Annotated in this window: 26 protein-coding genes; 9 read left to right on the top strand and 17 right to left on the bottom strand. The window is 62.6% G+C overall.

Features of this window, described 5'->3' with window-relative positions; all coding sequences use genetic code 11:
- Window positions 1-99: 99 nt before the first annotated feature.
- The 4 genes from C8J42_RS03295 to C8J42_RS03280 form a co-directional block, all read right to left on the bottom strand.
- Window positions 100-1,389 (bottom strand): MFS transporter, encoded by a 1,290-nt coding sequence (locus C8J42_RS03295; RefSeq protein ID WP_133018853.1) that lies wholly within the window; start codon window positions 1,387-1,389, stop codon window positions 100-102.
- Entirely contained in the window at window positions 1,389-3,521 is a 2,133-nt protein-coding gene (locus C8J42_RS03290; RefSeq protein ID WP_133018852.1) for a M3 family metallopeptidase, read from the bottom strand. Before C8J42_RS03290 ends, C8J42_RS03295 begins: the two co-directional genes overlap by 1 nt.
- A 103-nt stretch (window positions 3,522-3,624) precedes the next feature.
- Window positions 3,625-3,807: a hypothetical protein gene (locus C8J42_RS03285; protein ID WP_310793798.1), complete on the bottom strand. Its 183-nt coding sequence runs from the start codon at window positions 3,805-3,807 to the stop codon at window positions 3,625-3,627.
- Between the two features lie 53 nt (window positions 3,808-3,860).
- Window positions 3,861-4,577 (bottom strand): Crp/Fnr family transcriptional regulator, encoded by a 717-nt coding sequence (locus tag C8J42_RS03280; RefSeq protein ID WP_056487031.1) that lies wholly within the window; start codon window positions 4,575-4,577, stop codon window positions 3,861-3,863.
- Between the two features lie 131 nt (window positions 4,578-4,708).
- On the opposite strand from C8J42_RS03280, the gene gntA reads away from it, so the two are divergent.
- Together gntA and C8J42_RS03270 are read left to right on the top strand one after the other, a co-directional pair.
- Complete coding sequence (gene gntA, locus C8J42_RS03275; RefSeq protein ID WP_056051135.1) at window positions 4,709-5,395, top strand: guanitoxin biosynthesis heme-dependent pre-guanitoxin N-hydroxylase GntA; 687 nt, start codon at window positions 4,709-4,711, stop codon at window positions 5,393-5,395.
- Entirely contained in the window at window positions 5,388-5,975 is a 588-nt protein-coding gene (locus tag C8J42_RS03270; protein WP_056051138.1) for an urea carboxylase-associated family protein, read from the top strand. Before gntA ends, C8J42_RS03270 begins: the two co-directional genes overlap by 8 nt.
- A 9-nt stretch (window positions 5,976-5,984) precedes the next feature.
- Here C8J42_RS03270 and C8J42_RS03265 read toward each other — a convergent pair whose 3' ends face one another.
- From C8J42_RS03265 to C8J42_RS20605, 8 genes are all read right to left on the bottom strand, one after another.
- On the bottom strand, window positions 5,985-6,656 hold the full coding sequence (locus tag C8J42_RS03265) for a cell wall hydrolase (RefSeq protein ID WP_133018851.1): 672 nt from the start codon (window positions 6,654-6,656) through the stop codon (window positions 5,985-5,987).
- A gap of 190 nt (window positions 6,657-6,846) precedes the next feature.
- The gene (locus tag C8J42_RS03260) at window positions 6,847-7,089 is read right to left on the bottom strand and encodes an AlpA family transcriptional regulator (RefSeq protein WP_107952245.1); all 243 of its coding nucleotides are present in this window, start codon (window positions 7,087-7,089) and stop codon (window positions 6,847-6,849) included.
- Between the two features lie 685 nt (window positions 7,090-7,774).
- Window positions 7,775-7,960, bottom strand: coding sequence for a hypothetical protein (locus tag C8J42_RS03250; RefSeq protein WP_055879933.1), 186 nt, complete (start codon window positions 7,958-7,960; stop codon window positions 7,775-7,777).
- Window positions 7,957-8,757, bottom strand: a complete 801-nt coding sequence (locus tag C8J42_RS03245) for a hypothetical protein (protein ID WP_055879931.1) — start codon at window positions 8,755-8,757, stop codon at window positions 7,957-7,959. Before C8J42_RS03245 ends, C8J42_RS03250 begins: the two co-directional genes overlap by 4 nt.
- Before the next feature lie 84 nt (window positions 8,758-8,841).
- Window positions 8,842-9,054: a hypothetical protein gene (locus tag C8J42_RS03240; RefSeq protein WP_133018850.1), complete on the bottom strand. Its 213-nt coding sequence runs from the start codon at window positions 9,052-9,054 to the stop codon at window positions 8,842-8,844.
- A 50-nt stretch (window positions 9,055-9,104) separates the two neighbouring features.
- Entirely contained in the window at window positions 9,105-9,458 is a 354-nt protein-coding gene (locus C8J42_RS03235) for a hypothetical protein (protein ID WP_133018849.1), read from the bottom strand.
- 1,181 nt (window positions 9,459-10,639) lie between these two features.
- Window positions 10,640-11,044, bottom strand: a complete 405-nt coding sequence (locus tag C8J42_RS03230) for a helix-turn-helix domain-containing protein (protein WP_243644045.1) — start codon at window positions 11,042-11,044, stop codon at window positions 10,640-10,642.
- Window positions 11,045-11,085: 41 nt separating this feature from the next.
- Window positions 11,086-11,211 (bottom strand): hypothetical protein, encoded by a 126-nt coding sequence (locus tag C8J42_RS20605; RefSeq protein WP_279388701.1) that lies wholly within the window; start codon window positions 11,209-11,211, stop codon window positions 11,086-11,088.
- On the opposite strand from C8J42_RS20605, the gene C8J42_RS03225 reads away from it, so the two are divergent.
- The 6 genes from C8J42_RS03225 (at window position 11,210) to C8J42_RS03205 (ending at window position 18,555) form a co-directional block, all read left to right on the top strand.
- Window positions 11,210-11,776 carry a cation transporter gene (locus C8J42_RS03225; RefSeq protein ID WP_243644042.1) on the top strand — a complete coding sequence of 189 codons (567 nt, stop codon included), beginning with the start codon at window positions 11,210-11,212 and terminating at the stop codon, window positions 11,774-11,776. The two genes, C8J42_RS20605 and C8J42_RS03225, sit on opposite strands and share 2 nt — an antisense overlap.
- 19 nt (window positions 11,777-11,795) lie before the next feature.
- Complete coding sequence (locus tag C8J42_RS20325; protein ID WP_146173277.1) at window positions 11,796-12,131, top strand: hypothetical protein; 336 nt, start codon at window positions 11,796-11,798, stop codon at window positions 12,129-12,131.
- Window positions 12,132-12,196: 65 nt separating this feature from the next.
- On the top strand, window positions 12,197-13,462 hold the full coding sequence (locus C8J42_RS03220) for a TolC family protein (RefSeq protein WP_055879915.1): 1,266 nt from the start codon (window positions 12,197-12,199) through the stop codon (window positions 13,460-13,462).
- Window positions 13,459-14,628, top strand: a complete 1,170-nt coding sequence (locus C8J42_RS03215; protein WP_055879912.1) for an efflux RND transporter periplasmic adaptor subunit — start codon at window positions 13,459-13,461, stop codon at window positions 14,626-14,628. The genes C8J42_RS03220 and C8J42_RS03215 overlap by 4 nt, the downstream gene beginning before the upstream one ends.
- Before the next feature lie 3 nt (window positions 14,629-14,631).
- The gene (locus C8J42_RS03210) at window positions 14,632-17,865 is read left to right on the top strand and encodes a CusA/CzcA family heavy metal efflux RND transporter (protein WP_107952240.1); all 3,234 of its coding nucleotides are present in this window, start codon (window positions 14,632-14,634) and stop codon (window positions 17,863-17,865) included.
- Between the two features lie 3 nt (window positions 17,866-17,868).
- Window positions 17,869-18,555, top strand: coding sequence for a hypothetical protein (locus C8J42_RS03205; protein WP_055879907.1), 687 nt, complete (start codon window positions 17,869-17,871; stop codon window positions 18,553-18,555).
- A 243-nt stretch (window positions 18,556-18,798) separates the two neighbouring features.
- Here C8J42_RS03205 and C8J42_RS03200 read toward each other — a convergent pair whose 3' ends face one another.
- A complete protein-coding gene (locus C8J42_RS03200) occupies window positions 18,799-18,987 on the bottom strand; it encodes a hypothetical protein (protein WP_041394287.1) in 189 nt (62 codons plus the stop codon).
- 179 nt (window positions 18,988-19,166) lie between these two features.
- Between C8J42_RS03200 and C8J42_RS03195 the strand changes: the two genes are divergently transcribed.
- On the top strand, window positions 19,167-19,382 hold the full coding sequence (locus tag C8J42_RS03195) for a hypothetical protein (protein ID WP_055879905.1): 216 nt from the start codon (window positions 19,167-19,169) through the stop codon (window positions 19,380-19,382).
- Between the two features lie 56 nt (window positions 19,383-19,438).
- Here C8J42_RS03195 and arsH read toward each other — a convergent pair whose 3' ends face one another.
- From arsH to arsC, 4 genes are read right to left on the bottom strand one after another with little or no spacing between them, the layout of a single operon-like run.
- Window positions 19,439-20,197: an arsenical resistance protein ArsH gene (gene arsH, locus C8J42_RS03190; protein WP_055879901.1), complete on the bottom strand. Its 759-nt coding sequence runs from the start codon at window positions 20,195-20,197 to the stop codon at window positions 19,439-19,441.
- On the bottom strand, window positions 20,197-20,520 hold the full coding sequence (locus C8J42_RS03185; protein WP_055879898.1) for a YnfA family protein: 324 nt from the start codon (window positions 20,518-20,520) through the stop codon (window positions 20,197-20,199). The genes arsH and C8J42_RS03185 overlap by 1 nt, the downstream gene beginning before the upstream one ends.
- Window positions 20,517-21,803, bottom strand: coding sequence for an arsenic transporter (locus C8J42_RS03180; RefSeq protein ID WP_055879895.1), 1,287 nt, complete (start codon window positions 21,801-21,803; stop codon window positions 20,517-20,519). Before C8J42_RS03180 ends, C8J42_RS03185 begins: the two co-directional genes overlap by 4 nt.
- Window positions 21,803-22,231 carry an arsenate reductase (glutaredoxin) gene (arsC, locus tag C8J42_RS03175; RefSeq protein ID WP_235525809.1) on the bottom strand — a complete coding sequence of 143 codons (429 nt, stop codon included), beginning with the start codon at window positions 22,229-22,231 and terminating at the stop codon, window positions 21,803-21,805. Before arsC ends, C8J42_RS03180 begins: the two co-directional genes overlap by 1 nt.
- Between the last annotated feature and the right edge of the window lie 6 nt (window positions 22,232-22,237).

Here is a 22,237-nt window from a genome sequence, read left to right as displayed (position 1 = left end):
GCGGGGAGAGGGTCGGGGTGAGGGGCAGCCAAGCAGGACACCACCTGGAACAGCCCCTCACCCCAGCCCTCTCCCCGCAGGGGAGAGGGAGCAGTAAGTTCAATCCTCGACGATCTGACTGTTCGCCCGCGTGTCCTTCATGCGGAGGTACACGACCAGCGACACCCCGATCATCGCCGTCACGTACCAGTAGAATCCGCGCTCGAAGCCCGCGCCCTTGAACTTCAACGCGACGAACTCGGCGGTCCCACCGAACAGCGTATTCGCCAGCGCGTAGGGCAAGGCGACACCCAGCGCGCGGATGTGCGCCGGGAACAGTTCCGCCTTCACAACCGCGTTGATCGACGTGTAGCCCGTCACGATCACCAGCGCCGCCATCACCAGCAGGCCGGCATAGATCGGGTTGGTCGCGGTCTCCAGCGCGGCGAAGATCGGGTAGGTGAACAGCACGCCGGCAATACCGAACCCGACCATCAGCGGCTTGCGCCCGATCTTGTCCGAAAGCCCGCCCGCGATCGGCTGCAACAGCATGAACACGAACAGCGTCGCGGCGTTGATCTGGCTCGCCACCTCGCGGCTGAACCCACTGGTGTTGACCAGGAACTTCTGCATGTAGATCGAGTAGGCGTAGAAGGCGAGCGTACCGCCCGCGGTCAGTAGCATCACCGTGATCGTCTCACGCGGATGCTTGGTGATCAACTGGATGAAGCCCGACTTCGGCTTGCCATCGCCTGCATCGGCCTTGGCATTCTCGAAGCTCTGCGTCTCGGCGAGGCCACGACGGATGTAGAACACGACCACGGCGAGCACCGCGCCGATCGCGAACGGAATGCGCCAGCCCCAGGAATCGAGCGCCGCCTCGCTCATCGTCGATTGCAGGATCAGCAGCACGCAGATCGCGAGCAGCTGGCCCGAGATCAACGTGACGTACTGGAACGACGAGAAGAAGCCGCGGCGATTCTTGCCCGCCATCTCGGTCAGATACGTCGCCGACGCGCCGTATTCGCCGCCGACCGACAGACCCTGCATCAGCCGCGCGATCACTAGCATCGTCGGTGCGAAGACGCCGATCGTCTCGTATCCCGGCGTGCAGGCGATGATCAGAGAGCCGGCACACATCAGCGTGACCGACACCGTCAGCCCGGCTTTGCGGCCGTGGCGATCGGCATAGATGCCCATGATCCACGCGCCGATCGGCCGCATCAGGAAGCCGACCGCGAAGACCGCCGCCGTGCTGAGCAACTGCGCGGTGCGATCCGTCGACGGGAAGAAATGCGGCGCGAAATACAGCGTGAAGGCGGAATAAACGTACCAGTCGAACCACTCGACCAGGTTGCCGGTCGAACCACCGATGATCGCCTTGAGGCGCGTTTTCTGATCGGGTGCCATTACTTCGTCCCCTGCGGCGCTTGCGTCGGAAAGCCACGCTTCTTGAGCAGCGCGTTCACGTCGGGATCACGCCCCCGGAACGCGCGATACGCCTCGGCGCGGTCGGTCTCGTTGCCGGTCGACAGCAGGATCTTCGCGAACCTGTCCGCAGTCGGCTTGTCCCACGGACTTCCGGCCTCCTCGAATGCCGCGAAGGTGTCGGCGTCCATCGTCTCGGACCAGAGGTAGCTGTAATAACCCGCCGAATAGCTGTCCGACGCGAACAGGTGCTGGAACTGCGGCACGCGGTGACGCATCACCAGCTGCTTCGGCATGCCGATCTCGGCGAGTGTCGCGGCCTCGAACTTATCGGGGTCGATCACGCCGTCCGGCACCGTGTGGATCTTCATGTCGACGATCGCCGACGACAGATATTCCGCGGTCTTGAAGCCTTCGTTGAACTTGCTCGACTGCTCGATCTTGTCGAGCAACGCCTGCGGCATCGCCGCCTTAGTCTGGTAGTGCCGCGCGTATTTGTCGAGCACGTCGCGGGTCAGCAGCCAATGCTCGTTCACCTGGCTCGGATATTCAACGAAGTCGCGCGGCGTGCCGGCAAGCCCCGGATACTGGACGTTCTGGAGCATCGCGTGGATCGCGTGGCCGAACTCGTGAAACAGTGTCTGCGCATCGTCAAGGCTGATGAGGATCGGTTCGCCGGGCGCGCCTCGTGCGAAATTGTTGTTGTTCGACGACAGCACGAGCTGCGCCGGCGCTAGACCTCGTTGCCCACGATAGGTGTTCGCCCACGCACCCGATCGCTTGCCCGTCCGCGCGAAATCGTCGCGGTAGAACAGCCCGACGTCCTTGCCGTTCTTGTCCGTCACGCTCCACACGCGCATGTTCGACTCGAACACGGGAACGGTGCCGGTGATCTCCTTGAAGTTCAGCCCGTACAGCCGGTTCGCGGCGTAGAGCGAACCCTGGATGATGTTGCCGAGCTCGAAATACGGCTTCAGCTGCGCCTGATCGAGGTCGTACCGCGCTTTCCGCACCTTCTCCTGGTAGAAGCGGTAATCCCACGGCTCGATCGTCAGCGAAGTGCCGGGGACCTTCTGCATGTCCGCGACTTCCTCGGCCACGCGTGCCTTGGCAGCGGGCCAGACGCGCATCATCAGGTCCATCGCCGCGGCGGGAGTCTTCGCCATCGTGTCCTGCATCCGCCAGTCGGCATGCGTCGCGAACCCGAGCAGATGCGCGCGGTCGGCGCGGAGCTTGACGATCTGCGCGATGGTCGCGTTCGTGTCGTTCGCATCGCCGTTGTCGCCGCGGTTGACGAACGCGCGCCACACCTTTTCGCGCAGCGCTCGGTCGGTGGCGTAGGTCAGCACGGGATCGACCGCCGACCGCGTGTTGACGATCGCGAAGCCCGGCAGCTTCCGCTCGGTCGCCGCGGCCTTGGCCACCGCCTTCACGCTATCGGGCAAGCCGGCGAGTTGCGCCTCGTCGGTAACCGAGATCGCCTTGCTCTCATCCGCGAGCAGCTTCTCGCCGAACGTCGAGAACGCGGTCGCGAGTTGCTGATTATACTGCGAAAGCTGCGTCTTCTGCGCGTCGGTCAGCTTCGCGCCCTGCCGCACATAGCTGTCGTAGATCCGCGTCACGAGCCGGATCTGCTGCGCGTTCAACCCGCTCGAATTGCGGCCTGCGTAGATCGCCTGGATGCGCGCGAACAGCGGCTTGTCGAACGTGATCGCATCCGACGCCGCAGAGAATTTCGGCGACCATTCGCGGTCGAGCTTCTGATACGCCGGCGTGTTCATGTTGCCGGTCATTACGCCGAACAGCGTCATCACCTGACCATAGCGCTTGCCGGCCAACTGCATCGGCACGATCGTGTTGGCGAAAGTCGGCTTGGCAGGATTGTCGGCGATCGTGCGGTAGTCCGCGGCGCGCTCGGCCAGCGTCGTCTCGAACGCCTGCGGGAAAAGCTCGGGGCGAACCTTGTCCCACGGCGGCACTCCGCCCAGCGGACCGGTCCAGTCGGCTAGCAAGGGGTTCGCGGCGGGTGTCGTGGACGTCGCACCCGTCTGCGCGACGATCGACGTAGACGCCATCAACGCAACGGCGCTGGCGGCGAGGTATAGAAACTGCACATGGATCTCCCGGTCAATGTACCGGGTAGCATAGTGATAAAGTTACGTAGCGGAAGGCGTACGCATTGATCAGCGCGTAGCGCCGGTCTTATGCGCCGTAAGATCAGTCGCCGGATCGCTCATCGCGAGGCTGGCTCGCAGCGACTTCCGCGGCCGCAATAAGCCTGCGCCCCGTCTCAGCGGCGGCCTGCGGTGTGAAGGTGATCGCCAAGCCATCGAGGCCGTCCAGCGTCACCAGCCCATTCTCGGCGGCGGCGATGCCTGCAATAGTTTCCGGCGTCATCATAGTCTCACTCCCCCGACCGTTGATCCTGCCAGGGGTTACGCGCCGGCTACCCGTCACTCACCCCTGGAACCGTAGAGATATTGTGGTTCAAATTCAGCAACGGCTGCAAGTGCCTTACGATCCACGATATTTACCTCGCCTGCCTTGAACGTCAGCAGGTTTTTCTCGCGAAGCGCTCTCAACACGCGGTTCACATGAACGCCGGTCAACCCGGTCGCCTCTGCCAGATCTGGCTGCGTCATCGGCAGCATATAGCGTCCCTCCGCCGCCATCCCGATCATCTCCAGCCGTGCGTTCAGTTCGCAGAACAGATGCGCGATCCGCCCTTCCGCGCCGAGCCGTCCCAGTCGAAAGATCCACTCGCGGTGCATCGCCGCATCGAGCAGCGTGCTGAACCACAGTTTCTGCGTCAGGTGCGGATACCGCTCGGTGATCGACTGCAACGTACGGTGTTCGAAGCAGGCGATCTTCACGGGCCCGAGCGTCGCGATATCGTGATCTAGCCGCTTCATCGGGAAGGCGTGGAGATCGACGAAATCGCCTGGTACGTGCACGGCGACCAGCTGACGCTGACCCTCGCGGTCGTCCATGTAGCGGCACACGAAGCCCTCGATCAACAGCGTGCTCGTCTCGATCAGGTCGCCCGCACGGACGATCTGCTTGCGCCCGGGCACCTGCCGCACGGATTCGATGCCGTCCTCCAGCACCTGCTTTTCTTCGTTGCTCAACTCATGGCGACCACGGCCCATGAGGAATTTTTCCGAGATCATCGACACCCCTTCATCACCCGGCCTCGTACCGCCCTCCGCGATAGAAGAACAGATCGGGATTCGTACTGATCAATATCAAAGGTTATGTCGGACGCGAAACATTGCCGCGGTTCGCGGGTTCCTCCCCGACCATGTATCAGCCAATCTTCCAGAACGACCACCCGCTCGCGCGCAAGTTCATCGAGACCGTGCAGGCGCCGCAATTTCCCTGCGTCGGTGCAAAATCGGCGCTCGCCAAGGGGCAGATGGACATTCTCGTCGCCCGCGACGTGCGATCCGCTTGGGATGACATGAGAATTTCTCCGGCGCTTGGCGAGACCGTCCGCAAATACCGCGAGGATCGCGCGATCTTTCGGACGCTCATCATCCTGTTCGAAGCGCCTGCTTTGCTGTCTGAAGAAGAGTTCGAGGCGCATCTTTGGGCGCGCGCGCAGTCGCTCAGCGACAAGGACGAGTGGCTCGGTTACCGCCCCGACCCGTCGGTAAGCAGCGATCCCGATGATCCCCATTTCTCGCTGAGCTTTGCCGGCGAGGCGTTTTTCGTTGTCGGACTGCACCCGAATGCGAGCCGTCCGGCGCGCAAGTTCGAATCGCCGGCGATGGTGTTCAACCTGCACGACCAGTTTGAGGTGCTGCGCGACCAGCAACGCTACGACAAGTTGCGCTCGTCGATCCTCGCGCGCGATCTCGAATATGCCGGCTCGATGAACCCGATGCTGGCGCGCCACGGCGAGTCGAGCGAAGCGCGACAATATAGCGGACGCGTCGTCGACGAGTCCTGGAAATGTCCTTTCAAACGAGGCGAAGCACGTGGCTGACATCAAGACGATCCCGCCGCGTTCGGGGGCCGGGTTCACGCTCGACAAGGGGCAGACGCTGACCGTGATCGATCCGGAAGGCCGCCAGGTATCGGACTTGCTCGCCTACAACCGCGCCGACGTACGCGAGGCGATCTCGTCGGGGCGGACGCTCGATTATGCGAGCCGGTTGTACCTGACGACGGGCGATCTGCTCTATTCGAACCGCAGCAACGTGATGCTTGAGATCGTTTCGGACGATGTGGGACGGCATGATTTCCTGCTGACGCCATGTTCGAAGGAAACCTTCGCGATTATCTATGGCGACACCGATCCGCATCGCGGCTGCTTCGGCAACCTCGCCGAGGCGCTCGCGCCGTGGGACATCGAGCCGGACCAGATTCCGGTCGCGTTCAACTGCTTCATGAACGTGCCGATCAATGGCGAGACGGGCACGTTCACAGTCGAACCGCCGCTGAGCAAGGCTGGCGACACGATCGTCTTCCGCGCTGCCATGGACCTCGTCATCGGCATGACTGCCTGTTCGGCGCTGCAATCCAACGGCGGCAGCTTCAAGCCGATCCAGTACCGGATCGACTGAACGGACTGGCTAGCGACGCTGATAGAAGATGTGCGACTCGACGGTCGCTACCTTGACGAGCGAACTGCGCCAGTACGGTACGAGCCAGTCGGTATGGTAATGCGTCGCGCGGCCGACCGGCGTATAGACGTAGCCGTTCATCGCCCGCCGTGCCGCGTGTCGTGCCTCCTCCCAGCCCTCGTGCTCGGGGCGTCGTGTCTGCGAGCCGTCGCAGGTGAAGGAGAACTGGCACCCGGTCTTCCGGTTCGCGCCTTGATAGACGACCCCGCAGACCGTCTTGGGGAAGCCACGCGCGCCGACCCGGTTGAGCACGACCTGGATGACTGCACGTTGTCCGTCACGGTCGGCGCCAGCCTCATAGAGCGCGACGGTGGCGAGGCATTCGGTCGCCTGGAGGCGCGCCGCAGGACCACCGCGAAACCGGAACGGCTCCGCGCGCTTGCGTTTGTCGGCAACGATCGGGACCAGCGCATTGGACGCGCGCGCCTGCGCCATTGTCAGCCGGGGCTTGCGGTGATCCGTGGTGGTTTCGGTCGGCCAGGGCAGATCGGTCAGCGACCCAAAGATCGCCGCGAACGCGACCACTGCGCCGAGTAGGAGAAGCCAATGCTCGGACGATGGCCTCAGCCCCGATCGATTGCGCCGCCGCGATGAGACATATCGGGCCGGTCGCTTCGCCATCCCGCGTCCTTACCGGCGAAATTTTAGCAAGGAAACGATCACTGTGCTGCTCGCCCCAAGGGTCGACGCGTGATCGCTGGAAAGAGATGGTGCCCCTGGCCTCCGCCGATTTTCGCCGATCATGATATTGTTTTTCCTGCGTTTTCATAGCTGGTAGATTTACGAAGTGCCCCCTTAAGTGCCCCCATCCTCAGGGGCGTAGGGGGCACGCTGCTAGCCGTTCACGCATCCAATCATCGATGTCGGCCTGCCACCAGCCGCTGGCTTGCACGGTCAGCTTCACTTGCTGAGGGAACGTACCGGCCGCGACCATGCGGTAGATCGTCGATCGACCAAGGCCTGTGGTCTTCATCACGTCAGGTACGCGCAGGAAGCGACCGCCGGAGCTGGCCGCGCCGCGTTGTCTGGCGGTAGCGAGGGTCATAGCGGTCATGCGGCTTCCTTGAGGCAATCGTGTTCAAATAGGCGGGCGAGTACGGCGCGAAGCCTGCGTGCATGGGGGAGGAGCCGTTCGCCCCTTCCCTCGCGGGCGGCCGCTGCAGACCTGATGTCGGCATCGGACGCGCCACGCTCGCCGCTGATTTTGTAATTAAGGGCGCGAACGGTGGTGCAGAGTTCGTCTGCACGGCGGCCCTTACCCATCAACCCCACTGCGGTATCCAGGCCCATCATCCGCACGACCTCGATAGGGAATGCTACCTGTTCCCGCCTTAAGGCACTCCCAGCTGAAGTGCGGCCCTGTTCCCGAATTGGGGAACAGGCAGCTAGCTGCTTCGATGGTTCATTCACGTGAGTTTCAACAGTCGCTGCAGTGCTCATCATGAATATCCCACTGGTGGAGATTCGGCTGCCATTGCGGAGCGATCGTCGCGGCGATCACACCCATCGACACGCCGCCCCCCCCTCATGAACAGAGCGATCCCGACGTCGTGAGGGATTGGCTGCGCGATCATGCGCGGCGGTCCGATACGCGGAGCCTGCCGGTTGTCGTTGGCTGCAATGGAAGCCGCTGCGGGAGCGGCTACAGGCTTGGCGTTTATCATCAGATGCGTTCCGGCAAGGCGGTGGCGTTCTCGGAAGCGCGTTCCGAGCGATGGGGTAGGGCGGATGTGTCGAAATTAGCGGGTGCGCTTGGCCTTGGGCGGTCGCAGGCGCGGCTTACTGGTCACGCGGTACGCCTCGACCAGTAGCGTCAGCCACCAGCGGACCAATAAGACCTGGAAAACCTCGCCGATCGGACGGGGCTTCGGCACCGTCTCCAGCGGAGCGTAGAGGTCGGCCGGTTCGCGAGGCATCGCGATCATGCGGAAGCTCCGCCTTCTGGTGTGTGCCAGACCGATCGCAGAACCGCGGAGACGTCGATCGCGATCATGGACTTTGCGCCATCCGCGCGCGCCAGTTTGCCTGCGTCGGGACCCCATCTGAAGCGGTAGTCGTCAGTCTCTCCAACCCGCCAGAAAAAGGTCAATTCCTCGGGGGATGCAACGCCGTCGGGCGCATAGCTCACCTCGGCCTGCTCGGTGATGTTCACATAGGGATCGAGGTGGCGGCGAAATTCCTCGCGCGGCATCCCTTCCCACAACTCCATGACGCGCACCGTTACCTTCTGCGCGCCGTGGATTTCAGCGGTCCACGGCACGATCTCGGCCCAAAGCTCGTCTTCCATGGAAATATTATCGGCCGCTTCTGCGGCAATCCGTGGGTTCGTTTCTGGGTCGAAGCCGGGGGCTTCAACTATGTCGCGATACCCCCAGCGCTTCACCCTGCGGGCGATCACGTTGCGCTCGATCATGTCGAGCGTCCACATGGCGTGAACTTCGTCGCGAGTCGCGCCGCGACCATCGAAGAACGCAATAGCGTCGCGATAGACCTTGCAGACCGACAGCATCCCTTTGATGCTGACGCCAAGGATGCGGAGTTGGTTCATGATCGCGGCGATGTTCGCCTCGTACCATTCGAACCGCAACTTAAAGCCGGTGCCCGTTTTCGGAGCGTCGATCGGGCGCAGCACGCCGCCCCTAACCCAGAACGTCATGACGTCCCTAGGGATTTCAGCCTTGGCCATGATATCGCCGCGTAGAATCGGCTTTTTGGTTGGCATCGGCCATCCTTGTTTTCGACTGGCTCTCATTCCTAAGTGACTAAAGATCACTCCGCAAGCGACGATTCGGAAAGCCGGTGCCTGTCACGCTGCATTCTGCCAAAGGGGATCGAGCCGCGCTTCTGCTATTGGGCCGTCTTCGCCCGCCGTGCCGCGGTCTAGGTCTCCGTCTTTCAAGTCCGGATCGCCTGCGGCTTGGTTAAGCAATCCAAACAACGCTTCGATCAGATTGCCAATCCGGATGCCGTCGACGCATTCGAGCGCAGCCGGCGCAACCGACTTAGCGACGGCGAACACTTCGCCCTCCCTTACCAAGCTATCTGCGGCCTTCCGTTGCAACGCGGCCCTCACGCTGCCATGCCCTTTGGCAAACGCTGGCCGGCCTTCTCCATTTCCCCACCGACGTCGACGATCTCGGTTGCCTTGGTCCGGACCATCGTAAGCAACGACGCAATTGCACCCCAAAGCTCGTTATCGATCAGGAAGGCGTCGGCGTGCTGATGACGCATAATTCCACGCTGCCGCTCGATCAAAACCTCGACGCCAAGTATCAGCGCGTTGATCGAGTCTCCGCCCTCTTGGACGTCGCTGGAACCGCTCATGACTATGTCGCGGTCGGCCATTTCGATCAAAGGGACGTCGGCGACATCAATTTCGGGTGCACGGGTTCGCACACCCCTATAAGGGGCTTCAGCAGCCATATTCGATCTCCACTCGATCGGTTGTGGTCAGAGCTGGCGCGAGGGTCCTAAGCCTTGCGTCAGCTCGTCATATCTGGCATCAACTATTAACCTGTCAATTGTTGGCACCAACAAAAGAGGTCGCGGAAGGCCGCAAGTGGGTTCGACACCCATCAACTTGCGCTTGGCTCCTGATCAACTCGCCGCGCTGGATGCATGGATCGACCGCCAGCCGAGCCTACTTTCTCGTCCCGAGGCAGTGCGCCAACTCATGATGGCACAGCTCGCCAACTCATGATGGCACAGCTCGCCACAGCCGACTGACGCAGATTTGAATTTTGCATCATCCGCACAGGATGGAACAGCCCTTAACCCCGGCTTAGGTTTCGTCGGAAGCCGCTCGAGCCTGTAGCCGCCGCATGACAAAGGCATCTCGCGAAGCCAGCACCTCGAAGAAGCCACCTCTCAATGGTTGGCTCGAGATAGGCATCGTGCTTGTCACTATGACGATCTCGTTCTTCGTAGCTTACGCCTGCCTGCTACCGTAATTTTCTCTGGATCAGCCAGCCGCGAACGTCGACAATCGGTCCTTGATGGCCCGGCCGGTTGGGGCCGGCGAGACCCATAAGTCGCCATTCAGCCCCCCCCACGCCCCGCTGCCCAACCGCGGACGTTCGTTCACGTCGGTTCATAGAAGTCGGAGGGACAGCCGACGAAGCTGGAAACGGCGAGAAGTGGGACAAAGCGGTCTTTGAAGTCGTCGGGCGCGAACGGCGGGATCGGATAGAAGCAGACGCTCGCAGCAGGGGGTCTCCAGACGGCAAACGCTCGGATGTGGCCGCCTCGGCAGCGCCTTTAGGGTAGGTGCGATCGGACCGGTTTTCCGCGTTGCCCGTCGTTAGCAACCACTCTCGTTGAACTGTTCACAGGCGCCCACCCGTTTGTTGAACATACGCGGACGATGCTGCTGAGGGTGTTGTGTACATCAGCACCGGGCTTCAGGTTTGGGTATAGACGTCACCCCATATCCGCCCAAGAGCGATCGGCAGCTTTCCCAGTTTGCCGTGAAAATTCGCAATTTCGAGAATTTCAAATTGGGAAAAGATTTTGAGAAAGCGCACCCGTCTGCGGCTGTCAGTCGGATCGACGGGTCAGGTTTCCCGGTCGACGTTCCCTTTTGAGAGTTGGTCAGTCGCAAGGCGTTATGCGGAAGGGGCAAGTGCTTCGATTATCCGGCAGTCGGCGACGGTGTTGCGGCTACAGGAATCTATCAGCGCGTCGAGTTCACCAGCAAGTGCGGTGAGGTCTGCGATTTTGCGCCTGATCGCGTCGCGGTGTTGGTTGGCAACGACATCGACAGCGATGCACGACTGATCGCGGTGATCGGCAAGCCCCATCAACTCGCGCACCTGGTCGATTGAAAAGCCAAGATCCCGCGCACGCCGAATGAAGGACAGGCGGCGCAGATGCGTGCCCTCATAGGTCCGATAGTTACTCGCCGATCGCGCAGGTGCCGGCAGCAAGCCAATCTGCTCATAGTAGCGGATCGTTTCGACCTTCGTACTGGTCGCACCGGCCAGTTTTCCGATCGTCAGTTTCTCAGACACAGCGCTTGACCCTCTAGCGACTAGAGGGTGCATATAGGCTGTCAGATCGATTCCATCGAGGTGGCGAACATGGCCTGCACAAGCTGCGCGTCCGACAAGGCGGGCACTTTCAACGACCCCAAGTGGCGGCGGGCGCTATGGATCGCGCTCGCCATCAATGCCACCATGTTTGTTATCGAAATCGTTGCCGGCATCACGGGCGGATCAAAGGCGCTACAAGCCGACGCGCTCGACTTTTTCGGGGATACGGCGAACTACGCGATCAGCCTTGGCGTTGCCGGGATGGCGATAGCCTGGCGCGCGCGCGCGGCCATGTTGAAGGGGGCGACGCTCGCTTTGCTAGGCGTCTATGTCCTGTTCGCGGCGGGATGGGGAGCGCTCCACGACGCAACGCCCCATGCCGAGATTATGGGCGTGGTCGGCATCGCGGCGCTGATCGCGAACCTTGTCGTCGCGGTCATGCTGTACCGCTTCCGAAGCGGTGACGCGAACATGCGGTCCGTGTGGATTTGCTCGCGCAATGACGCGATCGGCAACATCGCCGTCGTACTGGCCGCAGGCGGCGTGTTCGGCCTCAACAGTGCGTGGCCTGATCTTGCCGTCGCCGCCTTGATGGCGGTGTTGGGAATATCGGGCGGTTTTCAGATCATGCGGCAGGCGCGCGCCGAAATGCGTAGCGAGCCCTCACCCGCCCCCGCTACTTACCAGCAGTCGTTACATGGCAGTCGGTAAGCTGCTAAGGCGCGGGCCGATGCACCGCCTTTCCGCCCTGTTCCTCAGTTTCATGCTCGTGCTTATGCTCGGGCTTGGATCAGTTGCGCATGCGACCGAAGGCGTGATGTGCGTTGATACCACAGCGGTCAGCTCCCTCGATCATTGCGACGGTGATGCCGACCAAGTGCCGGCAGACGCCGACAAGGCGTATCCTCACCATCATGGCGGTTGCCACGGCCATCATGTCGGCGTGCCGATCGCGTCCGATTCAACCGGACCAGCTAGCAGCGTTCGTATGACTGCATCGCTGTGGCGCAATGCGCCCAAGGCCCCGGTAGCGTCGGACCCAGCCCTACGTCCTCCCCAAGCCTGACCAACGCCTAATTCCGCCGGGAAAGCCCGTGCGGACGCCCAAGGTTCGTCAGGAGTCCGTTACCCATGCACCGTTTTATTGCGGCCTTATTGGCCGTGGCGTCGTGCGCGTCGATCGCACAGGCGCAGTCAGCCGATCCAACATCGACCAGTCCCCCGCTCACTCTTGAGCAGGCGCTTTCACTTGCCGGAGCCAGCGCCCCCAGCCTTGAGGCCGCCACGGCTGGCGTCCGGGCAGCAGAAGCAGGCCGCACGGTTGCCGGCTATCGGCCGAACCCGTCGATCGTCGCCGAGACCGAGAACATTGCCGGCAGCGGTCAATATCGCGGTCTTCGCAGCGCGGAGACAACGGCCGGTCTGGCACTACCGATCGAGCTGGGTGGCAAACGATCGGCACGGATCGCCGTCGCCGATGCGATTGGTAATCGAGCGCGGATAGGCACGGCATTGGCCGAGGCTGATTTACGGCTTGCCGTCACTCAGCTCTACATCGAAGCGACAGCAGCGGAACGCCGACTTGTGACAGCGCGCGAGCAGGCCGGCATCGCCCGTGAGGCATCGCGCGCAGCCGGTGTCCGTGTTCAGGCGGGGCGAGCATCGCCGCTCGAACAGCAGCGCGCCGATGTATTGCGGATCAACGCCGAAACAGCTGTGGAGCGCTCAGAACGGCTTGCCGAGGTTGCGCGGAGCAATCTTGCTCGACGGATCGGCCAACCTCTCACAGGACCCTTGGATTTGGCGTGGTTCGGCCGTGTCGAGGGCTTTGGTCCAGCGCGGCCGATCGAGACCGCAGGGACGTTGGCATTGGCGGCGACGCGCGCGGACGTGACAACGGCAGAGGCACAGGTGCGGCTTGCCAGGTCGCAGCGCATTCCCGACGTGACACTGAGCGCAAGCGCACGCCGGCTTGAGGCTACGAACGACGTGGCAGCAGTGTTCGGGCTGTCGATCCCGTTTCCGCTGTTCAACAACGGTAAGGCGGCAGTGGCGCAGGCGCGGGCGCAGACCGATCAGGCGCAGGCGCTACGTCGCGTCGCCGAGCTGGATACCGCGCAGGATATCGCAAGCGCACAGGCGAACGTCGCGAATGCTGCGACGACCGCTCGTAACGCCAGCGGGCCGGCATTGGCATCGGCAAGCGAAGCCGCTCGTATTGCCAGGATCGGCTACCGGGAGGGCAAGTTCGGGCAGCTCGATTTGCTCGATGCCGAACGTACCCTGTCCGAAACACGAACCGCCGCGATCGATGCGCTCGCCACCTATCACGACGCCAAGGCACGCCTCGAACGGCTCGTTGCCGCAGCGCCCTCGCCCGAGGAAACCAATCAATGACGAAGATTATCATACGGGCGCTCGCGCCTGTGACCCTGGCTATCCTCCTTGCCGGGTGCGGCGGGGGTGGCAACAGCGAGGCCGGTGAGAAGGCCGGAGCCGAGAAGACCGAAGGTGCCGAGGCCGGCGAAGCCAAGGAGGGTCCAAAGGATATCGTCACCCTGTCCGCGCAGCAGATCGCGGATGCCGGGATAGAGGTTACGCGACCTACAGTAGGCGGCGTGGCCGGAGCGATCGAGCTATCGGCAACGATCGAGGGCGATCCTCAGGGTGTGCAGGTTGTGTCCACCTCCGTAGGCGGTCGGCTCGTTTCCCTCACCCGCAATCTTGGGCAGTCAGTCAGCCGGGGGGACCCGCTGGCTATCATCGAAAGCCGGGAAGCGGCATCACTGAAAGCGGAGGTAGAAGCCGCGCGCGCGCGTTCCGCACTCGCCCAATCGAACCTTCGCCGCGAACAGCGTTTGTTCGCTGAACGGGTTTCGCCAGAGCAGGATCTGGTCGCAGCGCGAACGGCCGCAACGGAGGCCAGTATTGCCCTTCGCCTGGCGCAGCAGCAGTTGTCAGCGACGGGCAGCGGAGGCGGCGCGCTCAACCGCATCGCGGTCCGCTCGCCGATCGCCGGCCAGGTCATCGCGCGATCGGCGACCCTCGGGCAGGCCGTCGCGGCCGATGCAGAGCTGTTCCGTGTCGCCAACCTGTCGAAGGTGACTGTCACCACATCACTCGTCCCCACCGATGCCGGTCGGGTAAAACCTGGCGTGCGTGTCGAAGTGACGGCACCGGGGCGGCGTCAGGAGGGGCGCGTCACGTTCGTGTCCCCCATTCTGGACGAGACGACGCGATTGGTGCCGGTGATCGCTACCCTCGACAACGCCGGCAGCACATGGCGTGTTGGTGAGACGGTCAACGTATCGATCCTTGTTCCTGCGACCGGGGACCGCACCGTCGCCGTGCCATCGGCCGCAGTGCAGATGATCGAGGACAAGTCGTTCGTGTTCGTCCGGACCGCGACAGGTTTCCGGGCAATTCCGGTGACGCTTGGCCGCACCAATGGCGGGCAGGTCACCGTAACGGCAGGCCTTACCGGCTCGGAGCGCATCGCTTCCACCAACAGCTTCACGCTCAAAGCCGAACTCGGCAAGGGTGCGGGCGGGGATGAGGACTGAGCCATGATCGGTCGCATCGTCACCCTCTCCGTCGAGAAGCGCTGGCTCGTCCTGCTTCTCACCATCGCGGCTGCATTGCTCGGGATTGGCGCGCTGCGTCAGCTTCCGATCGACGCCGTACCCGACATCACCAACAACCAGGTGCAGATTAACGTCGTTGCTCCTGCCCTCTCCCCCGATCAGATCGAGAAGCAGGTTGCGTTCACGGTCGAAACCGCGCTCGCGGGCATTCCCGGCCTTGAATATACCCGCTCGCTAAGTCGCAATGGCTTTGCCCAGATCACAGCGGTTTTCGGTGAAAAGACCGATATCTACTTTGCGCGAGCGCAGGTCGCGGAACGTCTGCGAACCGCTGAGGAGGACCTTCCCGAAGGTGTGAACCCCGAGATGGGGCCGATCGCCACGGGCCTCGGCGATATCTTCATGTGGACGGTCGAATATCGCGAGCTGGACCAAGTTCACCACCGCAACGGCGAACCCGGCTTGCAGCGCGATGCCAGCTATATCACCCCCGAGGGGGATCACCTTGTCAGCGACGCCGACAAGGCGACCTACCTGCGCACCGTGCAGGATTGGATCGTCACGCCGCAGCTCAAAAGCACGGCCGGGCTTGCTGGCGTCGACTCCCTTGGTGGCTACACCAAAGAATATCTCGTTATTCCGGACATACAGCGCATGGCGGCAATGCGGCTGACGCTTCAGGATCTCACCACCGCCCTTCAGCGCAGCAATACCAGCGCGGGCGCTGGCGTGGTCAACCGCAACGGCGAAGGGTTAGCGGTTCGATCAGATGGGCGTGTCCGCAACGCCGACGAGCTGGCCCGTACCGTCGTTGCCACGCGCGAGAGCGTTCCGATTCTGCTCAACCAGATCGCGACCGTTCGCACCGGGCAGGCGCTACGCATGGGATCGGCGTCGGAAAACGGACATGAGGTTGTCGTCGGCACCGCGGTCATGCGGATCGGGGAGAATAGCCGCACGGTGTCGACGGGCGTTGCCGAACGGCTGACGCAGATCGGCCGCTCGTTGCCGGTCGATGTTGTCGTGAAGCCGGTTATGAACCGGACCGAGCTGGTGAACTCCACGATCGCCACGGTTGCCCGCAACCTTGCCGAGGGTGCGGTGCTAGTGATCGTCGTTCTGTTTGCGCTGCTTGGCAATTTCCGCGCGGCGCTGATCGCGGCCTGCGTCATTCCGATCACGATGCTGTTGACCAGCATCGGCATGTTGAAGGCGGGTGTTTCGGCCAATCTGATGAGCCTTGGCGCGCTCGACTTTGGTCTGATCGTGGATGGCGCGGTCATTATCGTGGAGAACGCATTACGGCGTTTGGGCGAGGCGCAGCATGGTCGGGGTGACGTGCTGACGATCGAGCAACGTCTCGGGATTGTCGCGGCATCGGCGCGCGAGATGATCCGGCCATCGGTGTACGGGCAGGCTATCATCATCCTTGTCTATGCGCCGTTGCTCACCTTCACGGGCGTCGAAGGCAAGATGTTCGAGCCGATGGCGCTGACGGTCATCATCGCGCTGGTGTTCGCCTTCATCCTGTCACTGACCTTCATACCGGCAGCGATTGCGATCTGGCTCAGCAAGCGGGTCGAAGAGAAGGAAAGCCGCGTCGTCACATTCCTCCGGCAGCGCTACGAGCCGGGACTCGATGCGGCAATGCGCCGGCCCACCCTCACCATCGGCGTCGCGATCGGCGCGCTGGCGCTTGCCGGTGCCGCTTTCACGACATTGGGGCAGGAGTTCTTGCCGCAGCTCGATGAGGGCAACATCCTCGTGCAGGCAGTCCGCATCCCCGGCACGTCGGTCGATCAGAGCCAGGCGATGCAGTTTCAGGTGGAAAAGGCGCTCGCCAAGGCACCGGAGGTACGGTTTGCCTTCTCCCGCACTGGCACGTCTGAAATTGCATCGGACCCAATGCCGCCTAACGCGACCGACACCTTCGTCATCCTGAAGCCGAAGAAGGAGTGGCCCGACCCCGGCCTGTCCAAGGAAGAGCTGGTGGAGCGGCTTGAAAAGCGTCTCTCTACCCTGCCGGGCAACGCCTATGAGATCACCCAGCCGATCCAGATGCGGTTCAACGAGCTGATTGCAGGCGTACGCGGCGATATCGCGATCAAGGTATTCGGCGACGATTTTGGCGAGATGAACGCGACCGCAGATCGGATCGCCGGCATCCTGCGAAAGACGCGGGGTGCAGCGGACGTGCGGGTTGAGCAAACCGAAGGCTTGCCGATGCTCGATATCCGACCGAACCGCACTGCCATGTCCCGCGTCGGGGTAACGGCCGGTGACGTGCAGGACACGGTTGCCGCAGCCATTGGCGGCCGACAGGCGGGCGTGATCTTTGAAGGCGATCGTCGTTTCCCGGTCGTGATCCGGATGGCGGAAAGCTCACGATCCGATCTGACGGCGGTTGCTCAGGTCCCGGTACCGACCGGCAGTGGCGGCTTCGTACCGTTATCGACTGTGGCGGATATCGCCGTGGTCGATGGTCCCAACCAGATCAGTCGCGAGAACGGCAAGCGGCGTGTCGTGGTGCAGGCCAACGTGCGCGATCGAGACGTGGCCGGCGTTGTGGCTGATGCCCGGTCAGCCATCGACGCTCAGGTGAAATTGCCGGCCGGCACGTACCTCGAATGGGGCGGTCAGTTCGAGAACCTGGCATCCGCCCGCGATCGGCTCAGCGTTGTGGTGCCGATCTGTTTCGTGGTCATCATGTTCCTGCTCTACGGCGCGCTAGGCTCCGTCAGGGATGCGTTGATCGTGTTTACCGGCGTTCCGCTGGCGTTGGTCGGAGGCATCCTTGCGCTGGTGCTAAGAGGCATGCCGTTCTCCATTTCAGCGGCAGTCGGCTTCATCGCGTTATCAGGTGTCGCGGTTCTCAACGGGCTGGTCATGGTGTCGTCCATCCATGATCTGATGCGGCAAGGCATGGATCGTGCGGTAGCGGCGCATCAAGGCGCTCTGGCGCGGCTCCGGCCGGTTGCGATGACGGCTCTCGTTGCGTCGCTTGGCTTCGTGCCGATGGCGCTTGGTCATGGTGCTGGAGCAGAGGTGCAAAAGCCGCTGGCGACCGTCGTCATTGGTGGTCTGATATCCGCAACTCTGCTCACCTTGTTCGTGCTGCCGACGCTCTACGCTCGTTTCGGACGGCGCGAGTTGCCAGTCCCATCAGGGGGACACATCGAACTGCCGCCTTTGGCTCATGACAGCGCGAGGGCCTAAGCTATGCAGGCCGTTGCCTTCACTCTCATTCCCGTCGTTGCCGTACTGATCGGTTCGCTATTCGCGGTATCGAGACGGCCAAGTGATGCCTTCGTAAGCGCCATGCAGCACTTGGCGGCAGGCGTTGTGTTCGCCGCAGCGGCAGCCGAGATCCTGCCCCAGGTGATGCACGAAGGTTCACCGATCGCGACATTCACTGGCGGCGCGCTTGGCATTCTCGTGATGCTGTCGCTCAAAGCTCTTGAGGGTCGCGCCAGTGGACCGATCGCTATGCTCGGGGCAGTTGCAGTCGATATCCTGATCGACGGGCTTGTTCTCGGATTAGCGTTCGTCGCTGGCGGGAAGGCCGGCGTGTTGCTGACGATCGCGTTGACGCTGGAGGTGCTGTTTCTCGGACTGACCGTAACGACCGAGTTGGGTGAGACGATCAAGTCCAAGGCACGTATCATCGGGATTACGATGGGGATCGCGTTGTTGCTGCCGATCGGCGCGGCGATAGCGACGCCTGTTGCGACGTTTCCGCCCGTCGTCATCGCCGGGTTTCTCAGTTTCGGTCTGATGGCGCTGCTCTACCTCGTGACGGAGGAGCTATTGGTCGAGGCGCACGAGAAGCCTGACACCCCGCTTATCAGCGCGATGTTCTTCATCGGGTTTCTGGGATTGCTCCTGATTGAGGAGGTATTGGGCTGACCGCTCGACGTGGAACGTCCTGGACCGATGATGATAATGCCGAGCTTCGTCGGCGTATCGAGGCCAGGCAGACGCTGGCGGTAATCGCGCGCGAGATGGGACGAACGATGGATGCGGTTCGGGGGAGAGCCTCAACCTTGCGGGTAACTCTTCGCTCGTCGCAGCGACCGTGGCGGGACGGCGTGCCGCGCCGAGTAGACGTAGACTAGAAAATAGGGGCGGTTGCCCGCCCCTATCCATCCTTTAGCCGTGCTTCATGCCGCCCTTGGCATGATCGCAGCAGTCAGCAGCCTTGGCTTTTGCGCCATCCTTGCAGCAGTCCGCACCGTCCTTGCAGCACGCCATGTCGGCGCAGCAATTGGCGACAGCGGCGAATGCGCCAGTCGACAGGGTGAGGGCGAAGGCAGCGCTGATGAGCTTGAACTTGGTCATGATATTCTCCGAAATTTACGTGTGATGGTGTTCGACGTCACACGGTTTGCGGAGGGGGTGTGGCCGGAGCGTATGCCATGCCCAAAAGGCCGGTCTGTGGAGCCGGCCAAGGCGATAGACGGGAGGACGGAACCAGCCCGATATGCTCGACGGTTTCGCCGGCAACAGCAACGCACGGTATGGCGCAGGCCGACGCAGGGGCCTTTTTGATGGGAGCGCCTGCTGATTTGCTGGCGCAGTCCATCATCGCGGAAGCAGCCGGAGGCGCGGCCATCGCCATCGTCTCGCAGATCGGGCCAAGCCGGACCAGCAACATCACCGCCAGGACGAAAAACGCCATGGAATGCAATATCTTGGATAGTGGGCGAGCCCGGCGTTTCATCGGATGCATCTAGAAGCACCCTCAGTCATGTACAATGCCGCAGGAGCGGTTTGCCACACTAAGCGGACTTTACTCGCCTTTCCGGTACGTTGGCGAGGTTGCGATGCTCGAAAGGTCCGTGGCGCTATCGATCGGCACGCCTGCCTCCTTTCGCTCGGAATAGCGATCGACCAGTTGGGCGGTGTGCGGGCGTAGCAGGACCGTGAAGCGTACCAATTCTTCCATCACGTCCACGATCCGATCATAGTAGGCCGAAGGCTTCATTCGATCGTTTTCTTCGAACTCGGCAAACGCCTTCGCGACGCTGGATTGGTTGGGGATCGTCACCATTCGCATCCAACGGCCGAGGACGCGCAGGGTGTTCACGCTGTTGAACGACTGCGACCCGGCCGATACCTGCATGACGGCGAGCGTGCGGCCCTGCGTCGGGCGCATCCCCCCCATCGACAGCGGCAGGTGATCGACTTGCAGCTTCATGATCCCGGTAATCTGGCCGTGCCGCTCGGGGCTGCACCACACATGCCCTTCCGACCACATCGACAGTTCGCGCAGTTCGTGGACGGCCGGGTGATCGTCGCCCGTCACTTGGTCGGGTACCGGCAGGGTCGAAGGATCGAAGATCCGCGTTTCACAGCCGAAGAATTGCAGCAGGCGAGCAGCTTCTTCCACACACAGTCGCGAGAACGACCGCTCCCGCAGGGAGCCGTAGAGCAACAGGATGCGCGGAGGCGGATCACCAGCGCCCAGCCCAAGGGCAGGACGATTGAGCGAATAGCGCCGATCGAGCGCGGGTAGATTATCAGGATCGGAGATAGTGCGGAGCGGCATCAGGCAGTCCTTGGGCCAAGCAGAATGATACAGGTGCCGATCAGGCAGAGTGCCGCTCCACCAGCATCCCAGCGATCGGGCCGCACCCCTTCGACAGCCCACAGCCAGATCAATGATGCGCAGATGTAGACGCCGCCATAGGCCGCATAGGCCCGCCCCGCTGCATCGCTATCCACCCGTGTCAGCAGCCAGGCGAACAGCATAAGCGAGACCACGCCTGGAGCCAGCCACAGGGGAGATTTGCTCAGCCGCAACCATGCCCAAAAGGCGAAGCAGCCCGCGATTTCCGCGAGCGACGCGGCCAGATATACGAGTGCCGTCATACCATGCTGATCCTGATCGCGAGTGCCGTGAGTGTCACCAGCAGCACCGGGATCGTTAGTGTCGCACCAACCTTGAAGTAATAGCCCCAGCCAATCCGAATGCCCTTTTGTCCGAGGACGTGCAGCCAGAGCAGCGTCGCGAGCGAACCGATCGGCGTGATCTTCGGGCCAAGGTCGCACCCGATCACGTTGGCGTAGATCATCACTTCCTTGATCGGGCCCGTGGCGTGCGTCGCGTCGATCGACAGCGCGCCAACCAGCACGGTCGGCATGTTGTTCATCACCGATGACAGCAGCGCGGCGATGATGCCGGTGCCGAACGCCGCACCCCACACGCCGCCTTGCGCGGTGCGATCGAGCAAGCTGGCAAGGTGGTTGGTCAGGCCAGCATTCCGAAGACCGTAAACGACCAGGTACATGCCGAGCGAGAAGATCACGACCTGCCAGGGCGCACCGGCCAGCACCTTGCGCGTCTGGATGACATGGCCGCGCGCGGCGATGACGAGCAGGAGGACCGCGCCGGCAGCGGCAACGGCGCTGACCGGCACGCCGATAGGTTCGAGCAGGAAGAAGCCGGCGAGTAGCAGGGCCAGAACGACCCAGCCTGCCTTGAACGTTGCAGGATCGCGGATTGCGTCAGCAGGCGTACGAAGCTGCGCCACGTCATAGCTTGCCGGTATGTCGCGCCGGAAGAACAGCAGCAGCGCAACCAATGTCGCGGCGATCGACGCCAGATCGACGGGCACCATCACCGAAGCATAATTGGCAAAGCCGATCCGGAAGAAGTCGGCCGACACGATGTTGACGAGGTTGGAGACGATCAACGGCAGACTGGCGGTATCGGCTATGAACCCCGCCGCCATGACGAACGCCAGCGTCGCCTTGTCCTTGTATCCCAGCGCACGCAGCATCGCGATGACGATCGGCGTTAGGATCAGCGCTGCGCCGTCATTGGCGAACAGCGCCGACACAGCCGCGCCGAGCAGCACGATCAGCACGATCAGCCTGCGACCATGCCCCCGGCCCCAGCGCGCGACGTGGAGCGCCGCCCATTCGAAGAACCCGGCTTCATCGAGCAACAGGCTGACGATGATGATCGCGACGAATGTCGCGGTCGCGTTCCAGACGATACCCCACACCACCGGCACGTCGGCGAGCGAGACGACCCCGACGAGCAGCGCGATCGCCGCGCCGCCCGTCGCGCTCCACCCGATGCCAAGGCCCTTCGGTTGCCAGATGACGAGCGCGATCGTGGCGACGAAGATAGCGAGCGCGAGCAACATCAGGCGACGCGCTGGCCCGAGGCGTCCACGACCTGTTCGCCGTCCTCCTTGGCAAACGCACCCTGTTGCGGCTCAGGCAGTAGATCGAGGACCGCTTCGGACGGACGACACAGTTTCACGCCAAGCGGCGAGACGACCAGCGGCCGGTTGATCAGGACCGGATGCGCCATCATCGCGTCCACCAGCGCTTCGTCGGACAACGACGTGTCGCCCAGGCCCAACTCCGCATAAGGAGTCCCCTTCTCACGCAGCAGATCGCGGGGCGTGATCCCAGCGCGATCGATCAGTTCGACCAGCAGCGCGCGCGCAGGCGGTGTCTTCAGATATTCGACCACATGCGGCTCGATGCCGGCATTGCGGATCATCGCCAGCGTGTTGCGCGACGTGCCGCATTCGGGGTTGTGATAGATCACGATATCGACGGCCACGGGACG

It is taken from the genome of Sphingomonas sp. PP-CE-1A-559, from assembly GCF_004340965.1.
Classification (GTDB): Bacteria; Pseudomonadota; Alphaproteobacteria; order Sphingomonadales; family Sphingomonadaceae; genus Sphingomonas.
The sequence above is the reverse complement of the archived record's forward strand: the minus strand, read 5'-3'. Positions and strand labels throughout refer to the sequence as shown.